Genomic DNA, 22,362 nt, shown 5'->3' with positions numbered 1-22,362 from the left:
TTTGATGGCTTTGGCAGGCCGATTGCATAGAACAAGCACAACCAGAACGCATCGCGAGGGTGGCATTCATGAGTCGTCAACTTACCGCCGGCCTGTTGGCCGGTGCATTGGGCCTGTCTCTGCTCGGCACCGCCGTGGCCCAGGCGGATGAAACCCGTATTCGCTTCCAGCTCGACTGGCGCTTCGAAGGGCCTTCGGCACCCTTCCTGATGGCGGTGGAGCGCGGCTATTTCGCCGCCGAGGGGCTCAACGTGCAGATCGACTCCGGCAGCGGCTCCGCCGGCGCCATCAACCGGGTCGCCTCGGGGGCCTACGAGATGGGCTTCGGCGATCTCAATGCATTGGTGGAGTTTCTTGCCGAGAACCCAGACGGCCCGGGCATCCAGGGGGTCTACGTGGTCTACGACGGCACGCCGGCCTCGGTGCTGGCGCGCAAGGATCGCGGCATCGAGTCGCCGGCGGACCTGGCCGGCAAGGCGCTCGCCGCCCCGGCCTTCGATACCGGCTACCGGGCCTGGGGCATCTTCGCCGCCGCCAACGACCTCGAGGCCGGGGCCGTCGAATGGCAGAACGTCGACCCCGCGCTGCGCGAGACGCTGCTGGTCCGCGGCGACGTGGATGCCATCACCGGCTTCTACTTCACCAGCCTGCTCAATCTGGAAGGCCGTGGCATGAGCGAGGAGCAGCTCACCATCATGCCGTTCCCGGACTACGGCGTGCCGCTCTACGGCAACGCCATCATTGCCAGTGAAGCGTTCTCCGAGGCCAACCCCGAGGCAGTAGAGGGTTTCCTGCGCGCCTTCAACCGCGCCCTGGCGGAGACCCTGGCCGACCCCGAGGGGGCCATCGAGTACGTGCGTAACCGCGACGCGCTGATCGACGTGGAGATGGAGACGCGTCGGCTCAAGCTTGCCATCGACAGCGTCATCGACACCGAAGAGGCACGCGCCAACGGCGCCGGCGACGTGGACGAGCAGCGCCTGCGCGAGGCCATCCAACTGGTGGCGGACGCCTACGACCTGCCTTCGGTGCCCGAGCCCGAGCGGGTCTTCACCTCGCGCTTCCTGCCGCCGCAGGAGGAGCGCATGATCTTCCCCGAACGCGCGGAGTGACGGCTTTGGCAGACTCCACGCCCTTCGTCGACTTCGACCGGGTCAGCCTGGCCTACGACGACTCCGGCAATGCCATCGAGGACATCTCGCTCTCCATCCGGGAGGGCGAGTTCGTTGCCTTCGTCGGCCCCTCCGGCTGCGGCAAGTCGACCTTCATGAAGCTGTGTACCGGGCTGCATGCGCCCACCGCCGGCAGCGTGCAGGTGGACGGCGCCGCGGTGGGCGGGCCGCTGAAGATCTGCGGTATGGCGTTCCAGAGCGCCAATCTGCTGCCCTGGCGTACCACGCTGGACAACGTGCTGCTGCCGCTGGAGATCGTCAAACCCTATCGCTCGCAGTTTCGCAAGCGACGCGCGGAGTTCGTCGGTTGGGCCCGCGACCTGCTGTGCACGGTGGGGCTCGAGGGCTACGAGGACCAGTACCCCTGGCAGCTCTCCGGTGGCATGCAGCAGCGCGCCTCGATCTGCCGCGCGCTGATCCACCGTCCGCGCCTGCTGATGCTTGACGAGCCCTTCGGCGCGCTGGACGCCTTCACCCGCGAGGAGCTGTGGTGCGTGCTGCGCGATCTGTGGGAGGCCCAGCGCTTCACCGTGGTGCTGGTGACCCACGACCTGCGCGAGGCGGCGTTCCTGGCCGACACCGTCTACGTCATGAGCCGGCGCCCGGGGCGCATCATCGAACGCCGCGAGATCGATCTGCCGCGCCCCCGCGAGCTGGCGGTCACCTACGAGAAGCCCTTCATCGATCTGGTGCAGCAGCTGCGCAACCTGATCGGCGACATCCGCAGTGCCTGAGGAGCGAGCATGAACAACAACGACAAGCTGCGCGAGCGGCTGGCGCCCTGGGTCGCGGTGCTGGCGCTGGTGGCGATCTGGGAGGTCAGCGTGCGCCTGCTGCAGGTGCCGGAGTTCATCTTTCCCAGCGCCTCGGCCACCGCCCAGGCGCTGGTGACCTTTGCCGGGCCCATCGGCATGCACTCCTGGCAGACCCTGTGGACCACCTTGGCGGGGTTCGCTTTGGGCGTGGCGGTGGGGCTGGCGCTGGGCTTCGTCATCGGCTCCTCGCGCTTTCTCTACCACGCCTGCTATCCACTGCTGGTGGGCTTCAATGCCATTCCCAAGGTGGCCTTCGTGCCGATCCTGGTGGTGTGGTTCGGCATCGGCTCGGTGCCGGCGATCCTCACCGCCTTTCTGATCTGCTTCTTTCCCATCGTAGTCAACGTGGCCACCGGGCTCGCCACCCTGGAGCCGGAAATGGAGGATGTGCTGCGGGTACTCGGCGCAAGGCGCATCGACGTGCTGCTCAAGGTGGGGCTGCCGCGCTCGTTGCCCTACTTCTTCGCCTCGCTGAAGATCGCCATCACTCTGGCCTTCGTCGGCACCGTGGTCTCCGAGACGGTGGCGTCGAACCAGGGCATCGGCTACCTGATGATGAGCGCCGGCTCGCAGATGCGCATGGCGCTGGTGTTCGCCGGCCTGATCGTGATCAGCGCCATGGCCATGGTCATGTACGAGCTGTTTGCGTTACTGGAGAAGCGGATGACGGGGTGGGCGCATCGAGGCCAGCGCTAGAACGCTTTCTCCAGGTCGAAGCGCGGCACCGGTTCGCCGCGCACCTCGACGGTCTCGGTGAACATGGCGAGCGGGCGGACCCACAGGCCGTAGTCGCCGTACAGCGCGCGATACACTACCAGGGGCTCTTCGGTTTCGCTGTGATGAGCGACGCCGATCACCTCGTAGCGGTTGCCCTTGTAGTGACTGTAGATGCCGGGAACGGGGTGGGGGTGGGTCATCGCGCAGGGCTCCAGTTCAGGGTCGTTATCGTTATCGGTCGCCGCTTTCGGCAGCGCGCTTTGCCAGGCGGGCCAGCACCCGTGAGGCGGCCACGAAGCCGAAGCCGCCGGTGACGAAGGTGGCCGCACCCACGCCGGAGGCGCAGTCGAGGCGGGTCGATTCCCCGGCGCCGGGTTTCTGCAGGCAGACCTCGCCGTCGGCGCCGGGGTAGATCAGCTGTTCGTCAGAATAGACGCATTCCACCGAGAAGCGACGCTTGGGGTTGCGTGAGAAGCCGTAATCCCGGCGCAGCCGGGCGCGCACCTTGGCCAGCAGCGGGTCGTGCTCGGTGCGCGCCAGGTCCGCCACCTTGATGCGGGTGGGGTCTTGCTGCCCGCCGGCGGCACCGGCCACGACGATGGGCAGCTTGCGCCGCTTGCACCAGGCGATCAGCGCGGCCTTGGCCATCACGCTGTCGATGGCGTCGACCACGTAGTCGGCATCCTCGGGAATGCGCTGGGCCAGGTTGGTCGGGGTGACGAAGGCGGTGTCGGCAACGACCTGGATGCCCGGCTGGATCGCCCGGCAGCGTTCGGCCAGCACGTCCACCTTGGGTCGGCCGATGTTGCCATCCAGAGCGGGCAGCTGGCGGTTGACGTTGGAGACACAGACGTCGTCGAGATCGATCAGGGTCAGCCGGCCGATTCCCGAGCGCGCCAGCGCCTCTACCGTCCAACTGCCGACGCCGCCCACACCGACCACCACGACGTGGGCCTGGCGGAAGTGGTCGAGCGCACGGGCGCCGTAGAGTCGCCGAATTCCACCGAAGCGGAAATCGTAGTCGTCCTGGGCCGGGGCGGCTTCCTGCGGTGGCAATGGGGCGGTCATGTCGGCGTCTTGAAACTCCGGTTGGTGGCGGTGGTGTCAGGCTAGGGAGAGTGGGGCTTCGGCGCAATCTGCCCGGTCGCTGGGCAGATGACCGGCCCAGCCGAAATGCTGGAACAGGGTCGTCATGGCGGCGTCCAGGCTACAGCTCAAGGTCAGACAGCGCCCTGTAACGGGATGCTCGAAGCTCAGGCCCACGGCGGCCAGCAACAGCCGCGGGCAGCCCAGGCGCTCGGCGAAGAAGCGGTTGTGATTGCCCTTGCCGTGCTTGGCGTCGCCGATGATCGGATAGCCGCGCCGTGACAGGTGGCGGCGGATCTGGTGGCGACGGCCGGTCAGCGGGCGCACCTCCATCAGGGAGTAGCGGCTGCTGGGGTAGCGGTCAACCTGCACCGGCAGTTCGACGCTGTCGAGCCGCTTCACCTCGGTGAGAGCCTCGAGCGCCGGCATTTCGGCCTTGGGCCGGCTGCCATCCTCCTCGCGCAGGGCGTAGTCGAGCCACTCGTGCACGGGGCCGACACCGCGTACCACCGCCAGATAGCGCTTGGCGGCCCGGCGTTCGGTGAAGGTCTCGCCCAGGCGCGCCGCGGTGGCCGAATCCAGCGCGAACACCATCACGCCCGAGGTGGGGCGGTCGAGGCGATGCACCGGATAGACGCGCTGGCCGAGCTGATCGCGCAGGCGCTGCAGCAGGAACTCACGCTCGCCGCCTGCCAGCTTGGAGCGGTGCACCAGCAGGCCCGCCGGCTTGTGCACCGCAACAAGGTGCTCGTCCCGGTAGAGGAGGCTCAGAGGGTTCGTCATGATGGCCCGATTTGGCAACGAAGGGCCGCCATTGTCGCCTTGGTCAATGTCCTTGTCACCCCGAGCGGCGGCTGGCTGCCTCGCTCACTCGCTGTCCTGACAGTTGCCGCGCAGCTCGATGGCGTGGGCGATGCGCTCGATGCCCTGACGATATGCCGCCCGACGGTAGGAGATCTCGTCCTGTTCGGCGCGCTGGAACACCAGTTCGCTCTGGCGTTCGAGGCGCTCGGCCAGCCGCCGGTTGATCTCCTCCTCCGGCCAGCGCTCGCCGCAGCGATTCTGCACCCATTCGTAGTAGCTGACGATGACGCCGCCGGTGTTGGCCAGCACGTCGGGCAGTACCGGTATGCCCAGTTCCTCGAGTCGCGCGTCGGCGCGGCTGCTGACCGGGCCGTTGGCGATCTCGAGCAGCGCACCGGCCTTGACCCGATCGACGTTGTCCTCATGGATCTGGTTTTCCAGGGCTGCCAGCGCCAGGACGTCCACCTCCAGGGTGAGCAGCTCGTCGCGATCGAGCTTCTCCACGTCCTCGGCGATGCACACCGAGTCGTCGCAGTAGACCATCTCGTGCAGCCGCATATTGCGCTGTTTCTGCTCCATGATGGCGTCGGGGTCGAGGCCTTCCTCGCTGTAGATGGCGCCTTTGGAGTCGGATACCGCAACGATGCGATAGCCCTGATCGTGGGCCAGGCGGGCAAAGTGATAGGCGGCATTGCCGAAACCCTGAATGGCCACCGTGGTCTCCTCGGGCTTGCGCTTCTCGCGTGCCGCCCACAGGTCGAGCACGTGCAGGGCACCGCGTCCGGTGGCGGCCACACGGCCCAACGATCCGCCCAGCTCGGGGGGCTTGCCGGTGATGGCGGCGGGCACCTTGCCGCGGGCCAGGTGATCGAACTCATCGGCCATCCAGCCCATCACCGTGGCGTTGGTGTTCACGTCCGGCGCGGGGATGTCGCGGTCGGGGCCCATGATGTCGGCAATGGCCCGCACGTAGCCGCGCGCCAGCCGCTCCAGCTCCAGCTTCGACAGCTGCTTGGGGTCCACCTTGACGCCACCCTTGCCGCCGCCGTAGGGCAGGTCGACCACGGCACACTTCACCGCCATCCAGAAGCTCAGGGTGGTGACTTCCTCCTGATTGACGTCGGGATGAAAGCGAATGCCGCCCTTGGCCGGACCCAGCGTCGTGTTGTACTGCACCCGCCAGCCGGGAAAGACCTTGAGACTGCCATCGTCCATGCGCACCGGTACGCTGACCTGCAGCGAGAGGGTGGGTTGCATCAGCCGCTCCCTGGCATCGCCCTGGATATCGATGGCTTGGCACACTTCCTCGAGGCGCGAACGCGCATCGTCGAACAGGTTGGCATGCTCCGTTTGCCCGGACATCGGCTTCCTCCTGATGATGTGACCTGTCGTTGCCTGATTCAGCGTAGCAGCATCGGCTGGGATGTGAGCCAAGGACGCCAGAACATAAAGCTTCAAACGGTTACATGCTGAAGCACTATCTTGAGCAGGAGATTCGGACAAGGAGGTTGGTGTGAGTCGATTGGCCCGAAGCGCGCTGCTCTGGTGCGGTGGCTATCTGCTGTTGGTTCTGCTGCCCCTCGGTATCGCCGTTGTCGTCCGGCCCGACGAAACGCGGGAATTCGGTGCCGAGTTCGGTGCCCTGCTGGGACTGCTGGCGCTCGGTGTGCTGGCCGGTCAGGCGGTGATCTCGGGGCGGCATCGCTGGTTCGCCGAAGCGGTCGGCCACGACAACATCCTGCAATTCCACCGCCAGACAGGCATCTTTGCGCTGCTGCTGGTGCTGGCCCATCCGCTGGCGATGATCGCCACCCGCCCCGGCTGGATCGAGTATCTCGACCCCCGCGAGGAGACCCTGCGCGCCATCACCCTGATACTGTTGGTATTGGCCACGCTGTTGCTGGTGGCAAGCTCGCTGTGGCGAACGCGGTTCGGGCTCTCCTACGAGTGGTGGCGGGCTCTGCACGGCGGGCTGACGCTTTTCATCGTAGCCGGTGGCCTGGGCCATGCAGTCATGGTGCAGCACTACACCCAAGGCGTCGTCACGACGCTGCTGCTGGGGGCGGTGGTGGGGCTCTCGCTGCTGCTGGTCGTCGAGTCGCGCCTGTTCAGGCCGTGGCGGCTGCGCAAGCGCCCCTGGACGGTGGTGGACAATCAGCAGGAGCGTGGCGATGCGGCGACCCTGACGCTGCAGGCCGAAGGAGACCATCGGCTCGATTTCGCCCCGGGGCAGTTCTTCTGGATCACCCTGGGCGAGACGCCGTTCTCGTTGCAGCAGCATCCGTTCTCGGTGGCTTCGTCCAGTGCAGACGGCAAACGCTTCGCGTTCACGGCCAAGCGCCTGGGCGACTTCACCAATACGCTCCCCGAGGTACCGCCGGGCACGCGTGCCTTCGTCGAAGGCCCCTATGGCGCCTTCATACCCGAACCGGACAATGCCTCCGGTGCGGTACTCATCGCCGGTGGCATCGGTGTCACGCCGATCATGAGCATCCTGCGTTCGCTGCGTGACCAGGGCGACACCCGGCCGCTGTGGCTGCTCTATGCCAACAAGACCTGGGAGGACGCCACCTTTCGCGACGAACTGGCCGAGCTGGAGCAGGTTCTCGATCTCGACGTAATTCATGTCATCAGCGATCCCGAACCCGAATGGAAAGGGGAGCGCGGCAAGATCGACGAAGCGCTGGTGAGGCGCCGCCTGCCCCCGGACGACGGCCGCCGCGAGTACTTCATCTGCGGCCCCGAACCGCTGATGAATGCCGCGGAGAAAGCGTTGCTCGCGCAAGGCGCGGCGGCCACGCGGATCTATTCCGACCGCTTCGACATCGTCTAGCAGAGCGCATCGTTGAGGAGGGAAGCATGCTGCATGTCATCGCCAAATGGGCCGGCAGCGTAGTCAGCGGGCTGCTGTTGCTGATCGTGGTGCTGCTGGCGCTATGGTTGGCAGGTCGGCTCTGAGGGAGTGAGCTTGATGGGCCGAGCAGGGCCTGGCGCGTGACGATGGGGGCTGGCCATGAAGCATGGTGCTCGGGCATGATCGGATTTTCGCCCTGACCGTGAGGCTCCCATGTCTCCTGAAAGCGCCTTGCTCTACTTCCTGGCCATCTTCGTCTTCGCCGTCACCCCCGGCCCCGGGATCTTCGCCATCCTGGCCCGCGGCATGTCCGCCGGGGCGCGTGCCTGCTGGCCCCTGGCGCTGGGCATGACGGTCAGCGACCTGCTGTACCTCATGCTGGCCTTTCACGGGCTGGCGGTGCTGGCCGAGCATTGGGGCGAGGCGTTCACCCTGATTCGCTATCTCGGTGCCGGCTACCTCTTCTACCTGGCCTGGAAACTGTGGACCTCGCCCGTCGGTGACGCCGACCTGTCGGCAGGTTCTCGGCGCGTCGACATCGTAAAGGGGTTTCTGCAGGGCTTTCTCATCTCCGCTTCCAACCCCAAGGTCATCCTGTTCTACATCGCCTTCTTGCCGACCTTCGTCGATCTCGCTGCGCTGGCCTCGGGCGACATGCTGTTGACCGTGTCGCTCACGTTCGTCGGACTCATGCTGGGGCTGATGTTGGTTGCCATGGGGGCCGCCAGCGCCCGCCGGTGGCTGCAGAGCGAGCGGGCCATGAAGGGAGCCAACCGCTCCGCGGGTGCGCTGATGGTGGCGGCAGGCGCCTTTCTGGTGGCCAAGGGCTGAGCGTCGCGAGAGCTGCGCCGCGGCGTACCGACGACCTCAGGCCAGCCAGTCGCTGCGCTCGAGGCGGTAGATGCAGCAGAGGTCGTTGCCCAGGTGGCGCCGTTCGACGAAGCGGAAGCCCAGCCGCTCGTAGAAGCGCTGGGCACGCCGGTTGTCGGCGAGCGGGTCGATCAGCACGGCGGAAACCCGAGGGTCGGCGAAGCAGTGCGCCAGGGCCAGCTGCATCATGGTGGTGCCGTATCCCTTGCCCAGCTCGTCGGGTTCGCCGATCCAGATGTCGATGGCTCGCAGGCCGTCGCCCACCTCCCCCCAGTAGCCGCTCTCGTCACGGGCGGGGTCGAGTATCTGGATGAAGCCGATGGCGCGTCCTTCGCGCTCGGCGATGAACTGCTGACGCCAGTCGGTCGGCTGGGCCAGCTCGGTCTGCCACTCCCATTTGTCGTTGGGGTTGGCCGCAACGACATGGGGCTCGGTGTCCCAGCGCTCGAGCAAGGGACGATCCTCGGGTGTCGCGGGGCGCAGTCGCAGCCGCCGCTTGGCATTCACTTCCGTGTTGATTGGGTCAGTTTCCACCAGCGTCTCATTCCATCGAAAGAGCCTAGCCAAAGCATAGCAGCTGTCACACTCCGGTAAGCGTTTTGGCGTCGTCCACGAGTATGCTAGTGGGTTGAAGAAAGGCTGACCTTGTCGGCAAGAGAAGGGAGTTCTCGAAGGGCTCGGCGAATCATGTCCTTGCGCTCCACCAGTTGGCTAGCCCTGTCTCGCATCGCATCACGCGTTTCTTCTGTGAGAGGTCGCTCTTGCCTCGCATTGACGAAAGAATCGAGCCAATCGAGCTGTGTGCAGAGATCCTGAAACTCACCCAGTCGCTCCTGGCGCTCTTCGAGCTGCTCGAGCAGATATTGGTAGGCATCCGGGGCCAACTCGGCAAGATAGCGGATGCGTTTTACCTGCTTGCGCAGTCGATGTATTGCAGCATCCGGAGTGGCGTCGTCGAGAGAGGTCAGCAGCGCATCATGGCGAGCCAATCGTTCGTGCAAGGCTCGATCGATCTGGGGCGTGCGTAGCCGTGCCAGCGCCTTGGTAAATTGCGGGGATGCGATGAGCTCCTGCCACGCCTGCATGTCTTGTGCGTAGCGTCGCCGTTGCAGATTTTCCCTGACTTTCCGGCGCACCTCCCGGGCTTGAGCCTGTAGCCAGACAACCATGGGTTCCAGCGATTCGCGGACTTCTCCAGCGGGCTGTCGGATCAGGTTCTCCAACATCACGTCCAGATCGCGCAATTCGCTGGTGACCCGTGCATGCCGACGCAGCCCTTTCAGTGCCCGGCGGAGCCCCGCTGTATCGAGCATGCTCAGCAGCGCCTCGCCTATCGCTCTGCTACGGCGTAGGTTGACTCTATATTGATGCAAGAACTCAGGGTCGTGCCCGGCGCTGACACCGGCCTCCAGGGATCGAATCATGCGGTACTGATACATTAGCCGGTGCTGGATGCGAGTGGGGGCCTTTAGCCTGCCGAGCTGTGGCGGCGCAGGCGCTTTACGCTGAAACAGGGTGTGGCTCACTTCTACAGGCGAGAGCGTGGAGCGGGTCTCTCCGGTGTGGTGGCCCAGGTCCCGCCAGGTATCGGTGGGCAGGGTGAGGTATATCAGCCCGCCGGTTGGCAGCCGTTTGGGAGCCTTGAGGCTCAAACGTTGGGCAAGTGCCAGCAGGGCAGGGTTGTGGCCTATCAAGGCGAGACGGTCGTTACCCTCATCGAGGGCCTGTAGCCATTGGAGCAGCGCTTTCTCCTCGAAGGTGTAAAGCGCTTCATGGCCTTGGGCCCGCTTTGCCAGACCAAGTTCGGGTAGGGTGGTATCCAGGGCTTGCAACGTCTGCTGAGCGCGGAGGGCCGAACTGACGTGTAGCTCGCCGTCGAGGGCACCAAGGCGTTGCAGTGCCGGCGCCATGGCCACCGCCTGGCATTGGCCACGGGGGCTCAGCGGGCGCTGACGATCCTCGATATCGTCAGGCCGCATAGCCCGGGCATGTCGAATCAGAAAGAGATGCTTCATGGACGGATAGTCCCTGCTCTCAGCAGGTTGAGCGATCATTGTTTTTTGAAGTGTATCCTGCCGTGCCATCTGTCATCACGACAGTTCCATGACAATTGCCGTCCCTACTGTGACACATCACGTTACTCGCGCTTTTCGGGCCGGGGTGATTGTGACGAGCGCCGCCGCTCGCGCTCACGGCGGCGGTGGTGGGCCAGGGCATTGCCATTTGCCAGTTGGACCAGGAAATCGATCTCCTCGTCACTGAGCGGTTCGCGCTGGCGCCGTGGCATAGGGCTTCTCCTGTCGAAGCGCTAGGTCTCTCCGACGCTAACGACGGATGGTGACAGAGTGGTGACGATCCGAGCCGGGTGAACACGAAGCTGGTCAGCCTGCTTGCCGCAAGGCGTCTAGCAGCTCATCGTGCCGCTCGGCACGGGCTACCAGCAGGCTGTGCCATTCGGCAGGGTTGGTGTTGCCCTCGAGGTCAGTCACGACAAGACCCGCCTCCCGGGCGAAGACGATGCCGGCGGCCACGTCCCACAGGTCGAGCCTGGCGCCTTGAGACCAGAAGGCATCGAAGCGGCCAAGGCCGGTGTAGGCGATCTCCAGTGCTGCCGAGCCGGGGGTCCGAATCCCGGCCACGGCCGGCATCATTGCCGTGAGCTGGCGCAGGCTGGTAGGGCAGTCGCCCTTGGCATGATAGGGCAGGCAGGTGGCGAGGAGCATTTCCGGCATGGGGCGGGCCGGAGAGGCGACGACACGGCGGCTGCCCAGGTAAGCGCCTTGCCCATGAACCGCCCACAGCATCTCGTCGAGCAGCGGTTGGTAGACCACCCCGTGGGTCAGTTGGTCGCCCTGGCGCACGGCGATGGATACCGAGAAGTGGGGCACTCGGTGCAGGAAGTTGTTGGTGCCGTCCAGCGGGTCGATGACCACCACGACGTTGTTGTCTTGAGCCGGCGTTGCGCCCGTTTCCTCACCCAGGAAACCGACCTTGGGATGAACGTTTCGCACGCTGTTGATGATGGCGTGTTCTGCCGCCCGGTCGTAGTCGGTCACGAAGTCCGAGGCGCCCTTGCACTGGAAGTCGATCGTGCCGGCGGCGCGGTAGCCCTCGCGCAGGATTTCGCCCGCTGCCTGAGCGGCTTGCTTGAGCGTATCGATCAGAGTGGGTGAGGTAACGTTTGTCATGCCGAGCCTCTTGGATCATGGCCAAAACCACTATGTTACTGCCTGCAGATGTCGGGAAATTGACACCTGCCGGTGTCTCACATGACTGGCGTCTGCTCCTTTTCATTGGCTTCGGGGGGTAATACCTCTGTCGCAGACGATACCGTCTGTTGGGTACTGGAGGCCGTCAGCGTGGTGAGTGGCACCGCTCTGGCGTTACCGCTCCCTGCTATTTGCATCCCTGCTATTCGAGCATAAAGCCCGGCCAGTTCGGCGGCCTTGGCGTCCTCGTGCCAGCCTGCCGCATGGGTCATGGCACGCTGCGCCAGTTCGCCGCGCAGCGCGTCATCGTCGAGCAGTCGGTTCACCTTGGCGGCGAAGTCGTCGAGATCCTCGTCGGCAATCAGGCAACCCGCACCGTCCACCAGCACGTCGCGGGTGCCCATCATGGCGGTGGAGACGACTGGGGTACCCAGCGCCATGGCCTCCAGCAGCACCAACCCCTGGGTTTCGGTGCGTGAGGCGAAGATGAAGGCATCGGCCGCACGGTAGGCGGTCTGCAGCGGGCCGTTGCGCCCCAGGTAGCCAAGAAAGTGCACGGCGTACTCCATGCCGATCTGCCGAGCCCGGCGTGCCAAGGCCGCTCGGGCCGGTCCTTCGCCAGTAATGATCAGGCGCGTATCGGGATGCTCGGCCAGCACCCGGGGCAGCAGGTCGATCAGAAAGGCGATGTTTTTCTCGAAGGCGAGGCGTCCGACGAACAACAGCAGCCGGGCGTTTTTCGGCAGATGGTAGCGGTCGCGGAAGTCATCGTCCTCGACGGAATGACGGAAGCGCTCCAGCGCCAATCCGGTGGGGATGACTGCCACGGGAGTTTTGACGCCATAGCGCAGGAGTGTGTCGTGCATGGCATGCGACGGTGCCACCAGCGCTGCCAGCCGGCGGCACTGCCACACCGAGAGGCGCCGGGCGAGGAAGCGCAGCCAACGGCTGGGTACGCCGCGAACATAGAGGGGGAGATACTCCTCGAACAGCGTGTGGTAGGTGGCCAGGGCCGGAATGCCCAGCCGCCTTGCCAGCGCCACGCCGGCATAGTGGGCGACGAAGGGTGTGTGAATGTGTACCAGATCGAAGTGCTCTGCGGCGAGCCGCGGCGCCAGCTTCATCACCTCGCGATAGTGCATCATGCGATCTTCGGGGGAGCCAGGAACGCCGCGCGAGGAGATCCTCAGTACGTCCGGTTCATCCACTTGCCCCACGGGATAGCCGGGGCAGACCAGGGTGACGGAATGGCCGAGCCTTTGTAGCGCATCGCGGAAACTGGCAATCGAGGTGGCGACACCGTTGATGCGGGGAAAGTAGACGTCAGAAAGCATCAATATGTTCATGGTTCGGCTCGGCATGGCAGGATGCCTCACCATCCTGCGTCGTCCGAGTGACGCCATGGTGACAGTGTGATTCTCTTCCTGTCACGGTGAGAGCGGGCGCTTTTGCTCTCCCGCTCGGCTACCCCTTGGGGTATCGGCGTGTTATCCCCTTGTCACTTCGATGAGCCAAACTGGCACACTTCATTTTCATGTATCCACAAGGCTGCGAAGTGTCATGAGGGAAATGGAACAGTACGTCTATCAAAGTCTGAACGAAGCACGGGCGGCACTGGATGCCTTGCTAGATGATGGAGAGACCCTACGCACACTTGCAGCAGCTGGGCGGCAGCTCAGTAATACGTTTCGTCATGGTGGACGTGTATTCAGTTGCGGCAACGGCGGATCCATGTGCGATGCCATGCACTTCGCCGAAGAGCTGTCGGGCCGTTACCGGTTGCATCGCAAGGGGTTGCCAGCGGCTTCCATCAGTGACCCGAGTCACCTGAGTTGTGTCGGTAATGATTATGGCTATGATCGGGTGTTCGCTCGCTACTTGGAGGCTCATGGCCGTGAGGGCGATTGCCTGTTGGCCATCAGTACCAGCGGTACGAGTACCAATGTGCTCGCCGCGGCGGATTACGCAAGCCGCCATGGGATCCATATCATCGCGTTGACCGGTCGCCCCGGCTCTACGCTTAGCGAGCTGTCGGACACTGAGATTTGTACTCCAGCAGGGCAATATGCCGATCGAGTTCAGGAGTTGCATATCAAGGTCATTCACATTCTGATCGAGCTGGTGGAGCGGGAGCTGTTTCCTGAAAACTACTGACTGCTCGCCTGTTCACTTCTATGGCCATTTATCGGGTCCATCGAGATGGGCACAGCCGCTCTTGGTAACGCAACCGGTGTCATTGCCCTTGTCACTGGACTGACGCAGGCTATGGGGCGTCTTGAAACCCAGGCTTGTGGAGGATGCCATGCACCTTGCCCTGTTCGACCTTGACGATACCCTGCTGGATGGCGACTGCAGCGCGCTCTGGAATGGCTGGATGGTAGAGCGTGGCTGGGTTGATGCCCCGGGCGAGTTTCTGGCCCATGCACAGGCCATGGATGCGGCCTACCATACTGGCCGGTTGCGTCTGGAGAAGTATCTGTCTTTGACCTTGGCTCCCTTGGCCGGGCGCCATGTGAATGAGGTTGACGCCGAGGTGGCGGACTTCGTCGCGGCGCGCATCCTGCCGCGGCTGTTTGCTCAAGGGCGGGCGCGCATCGCCGAGCACTGCGCTCGGGGTGAGACGCCGATGATCATTTCCGCTTCGTCGCGGCATCTCGTGGCACCGATTGCTGCCGAGCTGGGTATCGAGGCGGTGATCGCCGTGGAGCCGGCGCTGGAGAGTGGGTACTTCACCGGTGGCACTACCGGGATACTCTCCTACCGGGATGGCAAGATCGCTCGCCTCGAGCAGTGGCTGGCGGAAAAGGGCGCTGTCAGCCATCTGACGTTCTATTCCGATTCTCAGAACGACTTGCCGCTACTTGGCCGGGTGGACCGCCCGGTGGCGGTGAACCCCGATGCGGTACTTGCCGAAGTGGCTCGGGTAGAGGGCTGGGAGCGGCTGGACTGGCGACCGTGTGCGGCGCTGGTCGGCTGACTCTGCGTCTCGCTCAGGCTCGAACATTCCGCAGAGCCAACCAATGTTGCACTCTTGATCTCGTACTCCCTGGGCACGTTCTCTATAGTCGATCATTGTTGCCTGCTGGCTGACAGGGAGTGTTACATGAGTGATGCCTACTATCTGCGCCTCACCGATCATCTGCGTGAGCTGCTCAGCAACCCGGAGGCCTTCGAGGCGGGCCGCCTGCCCGCCGAGCGGACCCTGGCGGAACGCTTTCGAACCACTCGGGTTACTTTGCGCCAGGCTTTGGCTCACCAGCCGTCTCCCCCCTACACCGTACGTTTGCCGCTCTTGCGGTTGAAGGGATGCAGCGCTTCGCGGCGTACGTAAAAGCGCAGGGTCTCGCCTTCCGCCACCGGAGGCTGGCCGGCGGTGCGAATCACGCTGGGCTGGTCGCTGCCGGCCAGGCGTACGTAGAGGTGGCTCTCGGCGCCGGCGGCCTCGAACAGCTCCAAGGTGGAGTCCACCACCAGGTGTGGGCCACTCGGGGCTTGCATGTGTAGGTCGTCGGGGCGAATGCCGACGATATCGGTACTCTTGGGCAGGTCCCCGAGTAAGCCATTGCCCCTCTCTCGCAGGTAGTCTAGCGGAATCAGGTTCATGGCCGGTGAGCCGATGAAGGTCGCCACGAAGATCGAGGCTGGGCGCGCATAGATCTCCATGGGGGTGCCGACCTGCTCGATGCGCCCGCCGTTGAGCACCACCAGGCGGTCGCCCAGGGTCATGGCTTCGAGCTGATCGTGGGTGACATAAAGGCTGGTGGTCTTCAGACGACGCTGGAGCTGCTTGATCTCCACGCGCATCTGCACCCGCAGCTTGGCATCGAGGTTGGAGAGCGGCTCGTCGAACAGAAAGGCGGCAGGCTCGCGCACCAAAGCCCGGCCCATGGCCACCCGCTGACGCTGGCCGCCCGAGAGCTGGCGCGGCTTGCGCGGCAGGAAGTCCTCGATTTCCAGCATGCGTGCCGCTTCCTGTACTCGTCGTTCGATCTCGCTGCGCTTAAAACCGCGATTCTTGAGGCCATAGGCCAGGTTGTCGAACACCGTCATATGGGGGTAGAGCGCGTAGTTCTGGAACACCATGGCGATGTCGCGCTGAGCGGGCTCCAGGTCGTTGACTACACTGTCGCCGATCTCCAGGCGTCCCTCGCTGATCGTCTCCAACCCCGCCACCATGCGCAGCAGGGTCGACTTGCCGCAGCCCGATGGGCCTACAAGGACCACGAATTCACCATCCGCCACTTCCAGGTCGATGCCCTTTACCGCCTGGACGCCGCCAGCATAGGTCTTCTTCAGGCCTTCCAATTTGATGCGTGCCATCTCACTTCTCCGTCTCGGTCAGGCCTTTCACGAACAGTCGCTGCATGAACAGGATCACCAGCACCGGGGGCAGCGCGGCCATGACCACCGCGGCCATCACCAGGTGCCATTGTGGGTCGCCGTCGGCAGCGGTGGTCATGCGCTGCAGGCCCATGACGATGGTGTAGTAGTCGGGGTCGGTGGTGATCAGAAGGGGCCAGAGGTACTGGTTCCAGCCGTAGATGAACATGATCACGAACAGCGCGGCGATGTTGGTCACCGACAGCGGCAGCAGGATGTCCTTGAAGAACTTCAGCGGCCCGGCGCCATCGACGCGGGCGGCTTCCAGCAGCTCTTCCGGCACCGTCATGAAGAACTGGCGGAACAGGAAAGTGGCGGTCGCCGAGGCGATCAACGGGATGGAGAGGCCGGCGAAGCTGTTGAGCATCCCGAGATCCGCCACCACGCGGAAGGTCGGGATGATGCGTACCTCCACCGGCAGCATCAGCGTGATGAAGATGATCCAGAAGAAGAACAGCCGGAACGGAAAGCGAAAATAGACGATGGCAAAAGCCGACAGCAGCGAGATGGACAGCTTGCCAAAGGTGATGGCCAGCGCCATCACCAGGCTGTTCCACAGCATCTGGCCTGCCGGGGGCGCCCCGGCGCGAGAGAGTCCGGTCTCCCACATGGCACGGTAATTGTCGAGGGCATGACTGCCCGGCACCAACGGCAGGGTGCCGCGCAGGAACTCGCCAGGCCCCTGGGTGGAGGCGACGATGGCAATGTAGACCGGGAACAGTACCAGGGCCACGCCAAGGATCAGAATGGAGTGGGCGAAAAGATTCCCCCAGGGTCGATGTTCGACCATAACGTTGTGTGCCTCTTGGGATCAGTAGTTGACGCGCCGCTCGATGAAGCGGAACTGGATGACGGTCAGCGCGATGACGATGGCCATCAGGATCACCGACTGTGCAGCTGAACTGCCGATGTTCATGCCCACGAAACCATCGGCGTAGACCTTGTAGACCAAGATGTTGGTCGCCTGGGCCGGACCCCCTTGGGTGGTGGCGTGAATGACGCCGAAAGTGTCGAACATGGCATAGACCACGTTGACCACCAGCAGGAAGAACGTAGTGGGCGTCAGCAATGGGAATACGATAGTCCAGAAGCGCTTGACCGGTCCGGCTCCGTCGATGGCGGCGGCTTCGATCAGTGATTGCGGGATCGACTGCAGTCCAGCCAGGAAGAACAGGAAGTTGTAGGCGATCTGCTTCCATGCTGCAGCAATGATCACCAGCAGCATCGCATCCGTTCCAGAGGTGCGGTGGTTCCAGCGGTAGCCCAGCATGTCGAGAACGTAGGGCACGATGCCGATGGATGGGTTGAAAATGAACCACCACAGCACGCCAGCAATGGCAGGGGCGATGGCATAGGGCCATACCAGCAACGTGGTATAAGCGTCGCGAGAGCGAAGCAGTCGGTTGACGGTTGCCGCCAGCAGCAGTGCCGCGCTCATCGAAAGCAGAGTCGTGCCGATGGCGAACACGGCGGTAACCGACAGGGAATTGAGGTAGTAGGCGTCGTCGAAGAGTCGGGAAAAGTTGGCAAGACCCACGAAACTGGAGCTCAGGCCAAAGGCGTCCTCACGCAGCAGCGACTGATAGAGCGCCTGACTCGCCGGCCAGATGAAAAAGACCAATGTGACGATGACCTGAGGGGCCAGTAGCGCGTAGGGCAGCCAGCGCCCGGGGAACGTCATGCGTTTGGTTTGCATGGTATTGCTCGGCAAGGCGAAGGAAAAAGGCGCCCCCACCACTGGGGCGGAGGCGCCATGGCTGTTTCTTATTGATTGGCCTGTTCGAAGTCGCGAAGGAGAGCGTTGCCGCGGCGAGCCGCATCGGCACTGGCCTGTTCCCCGCTCTTGCTGCTTGTCATTACCGCTTCCATCTCCTCGGAGATGATGTCGCGGATCTGCACGAAGTTGCCGAAGCGCAGCCCCTTGGAATTTTCGGTGGGCTCGTTGAGGGTCATTTGTTCGATGGAGATTTCGGTGCCCGGGTTTTCGGTATAGAAACCCTGTGACTCGCTCAACTCCCAGGCGGCATGAGTGATCGGCAGGTAGCCGGTTTTCTGATGCCAGTCGGCTTGCACTTCAGGCTGGGAGAGGTAATCGAAGAAGGCTGCTACGGCTGCGTACTCTTCTTCGCTGTGACCTTGAAGCGTCCACAGGGTGGCGCCACCGATGATCGAGTTCTGCGGGGCACCATCGACATCTTCGTAGTAGGGCAGCATGCCGTAGCCGATCGAGAAATCGGCGTTGGCCAGCACGCCGGCACGGGCTGCCGAGGAGCCGAAGAACATGGCGCATTCACCGGAATAGAACATCGGTGCTGCGTCGTTGCCCGGCCCCGGTCCACCCCAGCGGAATACGCCCTCGTCCTGCCACGCCTTCAGGTTGTCCCAGTGGCGGGCGACCAAGTCATTGTCGAAGACGAATTCGGTTTCAAGACCACCGAAGCCGTTCTCCAACGTTCCCAGCGGAGAGTCATGCATGGCGGAAAAATTCTCCAGCATGACCCAACTTGGCCAGGAGGTCGTGAAACCGCAGTTGGCGGCATCCTGTTCGCGCAACTGGCGCGAATAAGCTTCGATCTCTTCCCAAGTCTGCGGTGCGCCCTCGAGACCCGCCGCCTCGAAGGCGTCGCGGTTGTAATAGAGAATCGGGGTGGAAGAGTTGAAGGGGAAGGAGAGCATGTTGCCGCGGGTATCGGTGTAATAACCCACCACCGCCGGCAGGAAGGCCTCCCGATCGAAGGTGCGGCCATGGTCTTCCATCAACTGGTAGATAGGATAGACCGCGCCTTCCGCTGCCATCATGGTGCCGGTACCCACCTCGAATACCTGCAGGATATGCGGATGCTGGCCCGCGCGGAAGGCAGCAATGGCGCCAGTCATGGTCTCGGTGTAGTTGCCACGATAGCTGGGACGAACTCGATAGTCGTCCTGAGAGGCATTGAACTCTTCTGTAACGGCTTCGAGCATCTCTCCCAGCTCGCCGCCCATGGCGTGCCACCATTGAACTTCGGTAGCGGCATGAACGGAAAAGGACAGTGACGCTACGAGTGCACCTGACATGAAAGCGGTAGAGCGAGGCGACATGAGACTCTCCTTGGGTGATGTCGCCGATAACGCTAGGCTCGTAGCGTGTCAATCAGGTTTCACGAATATGAATAAGCATTGCATAGCGCTGTCATGGTGCTGTCATCTAAACGTTGCAATCTCGCCCTGACACCATTTCAGGGCTGACCATGACGACCTCCGACATCGAGGAGAGCGAGCTCAGAGCGATCATAGAGGGCGAGCGGCTCACGCCATGCTTCCAACCCATCGTCGATGTCGCCAGGCAGTGCGTGCATGGCTACGAGGCGCTGATTCGTGGCCCCGAAGGCTCCAGGCTGCAGTCTCCGCTGGCACTGTTCGAGGTGGCCATTCAGTCGGGCCTGCTGGTAGAGCTCGATCTGCTGTGCCGCCGCCTGGCGATTGCCGCCTTCGTGCGGCTAGGCTTGCCCGGTAGGCTGTTCCTCAACGTGATGCCGTTGACCATCGTCGAGCGGGACTTCAGCGAGGGGTTGACCCTGGGCTATCTGAGCGACCATGGGCTGGCTCCCAATCGTGTCGTCATCGAACTCACCGAACATCTGCCGATCACCGATTACGTGCTGATGCGCCAGGCGGTGGAGCACTATCGCGACATGGGCTTTCAGGTTGCGCTGGACGACCTGGGGGCCGGCCATTCGAGTCTGCGCCACTGGGCCGAGCTGCGCCCCGACTTCGTCAAGCTCGACCGCCACTTCATCACCGGCATCGATCAGGACCCCGACAAGCGGCAGTTCCTGCGCTCGATTCTCGATGTATCGCGCAGCCTCGGTTGCCAGCTGATAGCGGAAGGCGTGGAAACCGCCGAGGAGTACCGCTCGCTGTGGGAGCTGGATCGCAGCCTGTCGCTGCTGCAAGGCTACTACTTTGCCCGTCCCAGCCAGACCCCGTCGCGAGATATCGGCCGCTCGCTGCCGGTCGGAGCCTCGGCCCGTCACGGACTGGTACGCAGCGCTCACACCATCATGAAGTCGCTGGCATCGATCGAACCGCGGATGCCTGTACTGGAGTTGAGTGGACGGTTTCGTGGCGAGCCAGGCCTGCGCTGTGTGGCGGTGGTGGAAAACGACAGGCCGGTCGGTGTGGTGCGGCGCAGCGAGTTTCTTACCCTGTTCACCAACCCCTACAGTCATGCCCTGTTCGCCAAGCGTCTGGTGCGGGACATGTGCGATTCACGCTTCGCCGTGGCAGTCGATGAAACGCCGCTGACCCTGCTCAGCCAGCAGCTCACCGACAGTGCGGATGTGCCCCAGGAGGATTTCGTCATCGTCGACGGCGAGGGTCGCTATCGCGGCATGGGTAATATCGTTGACCTGTTGCGCGAGATCACTGCCATTCAGGTGCGTCAGGCGCGCCATGCCAATCCGCTCACCGGCCTACCCGGGAACCTGATGATCAACGAGATGCTGAGCGAATGGCTGGAGCATGGCAAGGTCTTCACTGCCGTCTACTGCGATCTCGACAACTTCAAGGCCTATAACGACGCCTACGGCTATGCGCGGGGCGACCGGGTGATCCTGGCGCTGGCTCAACTGCTCGATGAGCAGGTTGGCAAGACGGGGTTCATCGGTCACATCGGTGGTGATGACTTCATGCTGCTACTGGACGATGCCGGTTGGGAGGCACGCTGTCACCGTATTCTGACAGCATTCGGCGCCATGGCGCCGGACTTCTACGATGCGGAGGATCGCCGAGCCGGCGGGGTACGGGTCGAGAATCGGCAGGGCAGCGTGACGTTCTATCCCTTCGTCAGTCTGTCGCTGGCGGCAAGGCCGGTACGTGATGGTCGCGGCTGCGATGTCCTGGCGATTTCCGAAGACCTTTCGGAACTCAAGCAGCAGGCCAAGCGGCAAGCCGGTAACAGCCTTTTCATTGAACGGCGCGGCAGGTGAGAGCCGGCCCCACGACACGCGAGGCCGGCTGTTGCGTTATTCAGCGCTGAGCGAGAGGGTGAAGCTTCCGCTCTCGCTGTTGCCGTAGGAACGGGCAGTGGCGCGGTAGGTGCCCGCCTCAAGGTGCGTGACGATGCGCGAGTTCATCCCATCGCCGCCGTCATCGTCGCTGAGGAAAAGCCCTTCTCCTTCGAGTTCGAGATAGGCGTCGAAGTCGTCGGAAAGCAGGTCCAGGCGATACTGGCCGACCTCCTCGATCACGATTTCATAGACGTTGCGTGCCCCCGGCTCCAGCCACGCCTGCAGCGCACGGCCACTCTCCAGTTGCCCTTCGCTGGCGAGTTCGTCGAGGGCGATGGCGGCGGCACGCAGCTCGAACAGGCCGCTGCCCTGGCCGCTGTGGCTGCGAGCCAGTACGGTGTACTCGCCGGCTTCCAGCGAGCGGACCAGGCGCGCGTTCAGCCCTTCGCCGCCATCGTCGTCGCTGGCGGAGACCCCTTCGCCATACAGCTCCAGAAAGGCATCGAAGTCGGCGGAGAGCATGTCCAACGTCACCATGGCGGGAGCCTCGAGCGTAAGCCGGTACTCCAGGCCGTTACCGCTGAACCAGCCAAACAGCGGCTCGCCGATCGCCAGCGCGCCGCTGTTGCGCAGGGTCTCGTCGCTGGCCAGCTCATGAAGGCCCAGCTCCAGGGTGTAGAGGCCGCTGTCCTGGCCGTAGGCGCTGCGGGCGGTGAGACGATACTCCCCGGGCTCGAGGAAGTCGGCAATGCGGGCATCCAGGTTGCCGGCGCTGTCGTCGTCCTCGCGGCGATAACCATTGGGACCTTCGAGCACCAGGTAGGCATCCACGTCGCTGGAGCGCATCTCGAACTGATAGAGGCCGCTCTCCTCGATGGTCACGCTGTAGGTATCTCCGCCGTCCTGCAGCCAGCCGTCGGCGCGGGTGGGCATGGCCAGCGTGTCGCTGGTCGTCAGCTCCATCTCCCGAGTGGTGAGGGTGAAGGGGCCGTAGCTGTGCATGTCCTGACCGCTGACCACCACCACGTATTCGCCGCCCTCGTCGATCCGACGTCGCAGGGAAGCGGCCGTCGAGGCGTCGTAATACATGGGGCCCGCACTGCTGGCGAGCAACTGCAGCTCGGCATCATAGAGCGTGAGCGTGCCGTGCAGAGGGCCACCCAGCTCGATCTCGATCAGGGTTCCCTCTTCGAGCGGCAGGTGGAAACGCTCGAAGCGGCTGCCATCCTTGCCGTTCAGTTCGCTGGACGAAGTGATCTCGCTGCGCAGCCGTTCGCCAAGCTGCAAGGTCGGCGTGGAAACGGTAGCGTCCGCTACGGCCTGTTCGATGGCCGGAACGGGAGCGGTCGAACTACTCGGTACTTGCCAGCCGACGATCAAGCCGATGGCGGCGCCGCCCAGGGCGGCAAGAGTGGTGGTGGAGGCGCGATTGGCCATGAAAGCGTCCTTGTTCGATGGCAAGCA

At 63.8% G+C, this 22,362-nt stretch carries 23 protein-coding genes; 9 read left to right on the top strand and 14 right to left on the bottom strand.

The genetic code is table 11. The annotated features are described in order from the left end of the window. Positions 1-68 precede the first annotated feature (68 nt). From C4S71_RS10155 to C4S71_RS10145, 3 genes are read left to right on the top strand one after another with little or no spacing between them, the layout of a single operon-like run. Positions 69-1,112 (top strand): ABC transporter substrate-binding protein, encoded by a 1,044-nt coding sequence (locus C4S71_RS10155; protein ID WP_086508075.1) that lies wholly within the window; start codon positions 69-71, stop codon positions 1,110-1,112. Positions 1,113-1,117: 5 nt separating this feature from the next. Beyond that, positions 1,118-1,906 carry an ABC transporter ATP-binding protein gene (locus C4S71_RS10150; protein ID WP_086508102.1) on the top strand — a complete coding sequence of 263 codons (789 nt, stop codon included), beginning with the start codon at positions 1,118-1,120 and terminating at the stop codon, positions 1,904-1,906. A gap of 9 nt (positions 1,907-1,915) precedes the next feature. After that, positions 1,916-2,683, top strand: coding sequence for an ABC transporter permease (locus C4S71_RS10145; RefSeq protein WP_086508076.1), 768 nt, complete (start codon positions 1,916-1,918; stop codon positions 2,681-2,683). On the opposite strand, the gene C4S71_RS10140 is transcribed toward C4S71_RS10145, so the two are convergent. The 4 genes from C4S71_RS10140 to C4S71_RS10125 all read right to left on the bottom strand — a co-directional run bounded on the left by C4S71_RS10140 (position 2,680) and on the right by C4S71_RS10125 (position 5,956). Next, complete coding sequence (locus tag C4S71_RS10140) at positions 2,680-2,904, bottom strand: DUF1653 domain-containing protein (RefSeq protein WP_086508077.1); 225 nt, start codon at positions 2,902-2,904, stop codon at positions 2,680-2,682. The genes C4S71_RS10145 and C4S71_RS10140 overlap by 4 nt on opposite strands. Positions 2,905-2,935: 31 nt before the next feature. Next, on the bottom strand, positions 2,936-3,772 hold the full coding sequence (gene tcdA / locus C4S71_RS10135) for a tRNA cyclic N6-threonylcarbamoyladenosine(37) synthase TcdA (protein ID WP_103969072.1): 837 nt from the start codon (positions 3,770-3,772) through the stop codon (positions 2,936-2,938). A 36-nt stretch (positions 3,773-3,808) separates the two neighbouring features. Further along, a complete protein-coding gene (locus C4S71_RS10130) occupies positions 3,809-4,573 on the bottom strand; it encodes a pseudouridine synthase (RefSeq protein WP_103969071.1) in 765 nt (254 codons plus the stop codon). An 84-nt stretch (positions 4,574-4,657) separates the two neighbouring features. Further along, positions 4,658-5,956 (bottom strand): Glu/Leu/Phe/Val family dehydrogenase, encoded by a 1,299-nt coding sequence (locus C4S71_RS10125; protein ID WP_103969070.1) that lies wholly within the window; start codon positions 5,954-5,956, stop codon positions 4,658-4,660. A 151-nt stretch (positions 5,957-6,107) separates the two neighbouring features. On the opposite strand from C4S71_RS10125, the gene C4S71_RS10120 reads away from it, so the two are divergent. Both C4S71_RS10120 and C4S71_RS10115 read left to right on the top strand, forming a co-directional pair. Next, a complete protein-coding gene (locus C4S71_RS10120) occupies positions 6,108-7,427 on the top strand; it encodes a ferredoxin reductase family protein (protein WP_234244200.1) in 1,320 nt (439 codons plus the stop codon). A gap of 234 nt (positions 7,428-7,661) precedes the next feature. After that, the gene (locus C4S71_RS10115) at positions 7,662-8,279 is read left to right on the top strand and encodes a LysE family translocator (protein WP_086508082.1); all 618 of its coding nucleotides are present in this window, start codon (positions 7,662-7,664) and stop codon (positions 8,277-8,279) included. 36 nt (positions 8,280-8,315) lie between these two features. Here C4S71_RS10115 and C4S71_RS10110 read toward each other — a convergent pair whose 3' ends face one another. From C4S71_RS10110 to C4S71_RS10095, 5 genes are all read right to left on the bottom strand, one after another. After that, on the bottom strand, positions 8,316-8,852 hold the full coding sequence (locus C4S71_RS10110) for a GNAT family N-acetyltransferase (protein ID WP_103969068.1): 537 nt from the start codon (positions 8,850-8,852) through the stop codon (positions 8,316-8,318). An 86-nt stretch (positions 8,853-8,938) separates the two neighbouring features. After that, positions 8,939-10,333, bottom strand: a complete 1,395-nt coding sequence (locus C4S71_RS10105; RefSeq protein WP_160113378.1) for a CHAD domain-containing protein — start codon at positions 10,331-10,333, stop codon at positions 8,939-8,941. A 122-nt stretch (positions 10,334-10,455) separates the two neighbouring features. Beyond that, positions 10,456-10,605, bottom strand: coding sequence for a hypothetical protein (locus tag C4S71_RS22485; protein WP_158409636.1), 150 nt, complete (start codon positions 10,603-10,605; stop codon positions 10,456-10,458). 94 nt (positions 10,606-10,699) lie between these two features. Then, positions 10,700-11,506 (bottom strand): inositol monophosphatase family protein, encoded by an 807-nt coding sequence (locus C4S71_RS10100; protein ID WP_103969066.1) that lies wholly within the window; start codon positions 11,504-11,506, stop codon positions 10,700-10,702. Between the two features lie 77 nt (positions 11,507-11,583). Further along, positions 11,584-12,873, bottom strand: coding sequence for a glycosyltransferase (locus tag C4S71_RS10095; protein WP_234244199.1), 1,290 nt, complete (start codon positions 12,871-12,873; stop codon positions 11,584-11,586). Between the two features lie 214 nt (positions 12,874-13,087). Between C4S71_RS10095 and C4S71_RS10090 the strand changes: the two genes are divergently transcribed. From C4S71_RS10090 to C4S71_RS10080, 3 genes are all read left to right on the top strand, one after another. After that, a complete protein-coding gene (locus C4S71_RS10090; RefSeq protein ID WP_235014300.1) occupies positions 13,088-13,681 on the top strand; it encodes an SIS domain-containing protein in 594 nt (197 codons plus the stop codon). A gap of 148 nt (positions 13,682-13,829) precedes the next feature. Continuing rightward, the gene (locus tag C4S71_RS10085; protein WP_010626586.1) at positions 13,830-14,504 is read left to right on the top strand and encodes an HAD family hydrolase; all 675 of its coding nucleotides are present in this window, start codon (positions 13,830-13,832) and stop codon (positions 14,502-14,504) included. Positions 14,505-14,630: 126 nt separating this feature from the next. After that, on the top strand, positions 14,631-14,858 hold the full coding sequence (locus tag C4S71_RS10080; RefSeq protein ID WP_103969063.1) for a GntR family transcriptional regulator: 228 nt from the start codon (positions 14,631-14,633) through the stop codon (positions 14,856-14,858). On the opposite strand, the gene C4S71_RS10075 is transcribed toward C4S71_RS10080, so the two are convergent. From C4S71_RS10075 to ugpB, 4 genes are all read right to left on the bottom strand, one after another. Beyond that, a complete protein-coding gene (locus C4S71_RS10075) occupies positions 14,798-15,847 on the bottom strand; it encodes a sn-glycerol-3-phosphate import ATP-binding protein UgpC (RefSeq protein WP_010626588.1) in 1,050 nt (349 codons plus the stop codon). The two genes, C4S71_RS10080 and C4S71_RS10075, sit on opposite strands and share 61 nt — an antisense overlap. A gap of 1 nt (position 15,848) precedes the next feature. Further along, positions 15,849-16,697, bottom strand: coding sequence for a sn-glycerol-3-phosphate ABC transporter permease UgpE (gene ugpE / locus C4S71_RS10070; RefSeq protein ID WP_010626589.1), 849 nt, complete (start codon positions 16,695-16,697; stop codon positions 15,849-15,851). 21 nt (positions 16,698-16,718) lie between these two features. Beyond that, entirely contained in the window at positions 16,719-17,603 is an 885-nt protein-coding gene (gene ugpA, locus C4S71_RS10065) for a sn-glycerol-3-phosphate ABC transporter permease UgpA (RefSeq protein ID WP_010626590.1), read from the bottom strand. A gap of 68 nt (positions 17,604-17,671) precedes the next feature. Beyond that, on the bottom strand, positions 17,672-18,988 hold the full coding sequence (gene ugpB / locus C4S71_RS10060) for a sn-glycerol-3-phosphate ABC transporter substrate-binding protein UgpB (protein ID WP_051004599.1): 1,317 nt from the start codon (positions 18,986-18,988) through the stop codon (positions 17,672-17,674). Positions 18,989-19,137: 149 nt separating this feature from the next. Here ugpB and C4S71_RS10055 point away from each other — a divergent pair, with 149 nt between their 5' ends. Next, positions 19,138-20,877 (top strand): bifunctional diguanylate cyclase/phosphodiesterase, encoded by a 1,740-nt coding sequence (locus C4S71_RS10055; RefSeq protein ID WP_103969062.1) that lies wholly within the window; start codon positions 19,138-19,140, stop codon positions 20,875-20,877. A gap of 36 nt (positions 20,878-20,913) precedes the next feature. Here the strand turns inward: C4S71_RS10055 and C4S71_RS10050 are convergent, their stop codons facing one another. Further along, positions 20,914-22,335: a hypothetical protein gene (locus C4S71_RS10050; protein WP_103969061.1), complete on the bottom strand. Its 1,422-nt coding sequence runs from the start codon at positions 22,333-22,335 to the stop codon at positions 20,914-20,916. Between the last annotated feature and the right edge of the window lie 27 nt (positions 22,336-22,362).

Source organism: Billgrantia desiderata, assembly GCF_900108215.1.
GTDB classification, from domain to species: domain Bacteria; phylum Pseudomonadota; class Gammaproteobacteria; order Pseudomonadales; family Halomonadaceae; genus Halomonas; species Halomonas desiderata.
The sequence above is the reverse complement of the archived record's forward strand: the minus strand, read 5'-3'. Positions and strand labels throughout refer to the sequence as shown.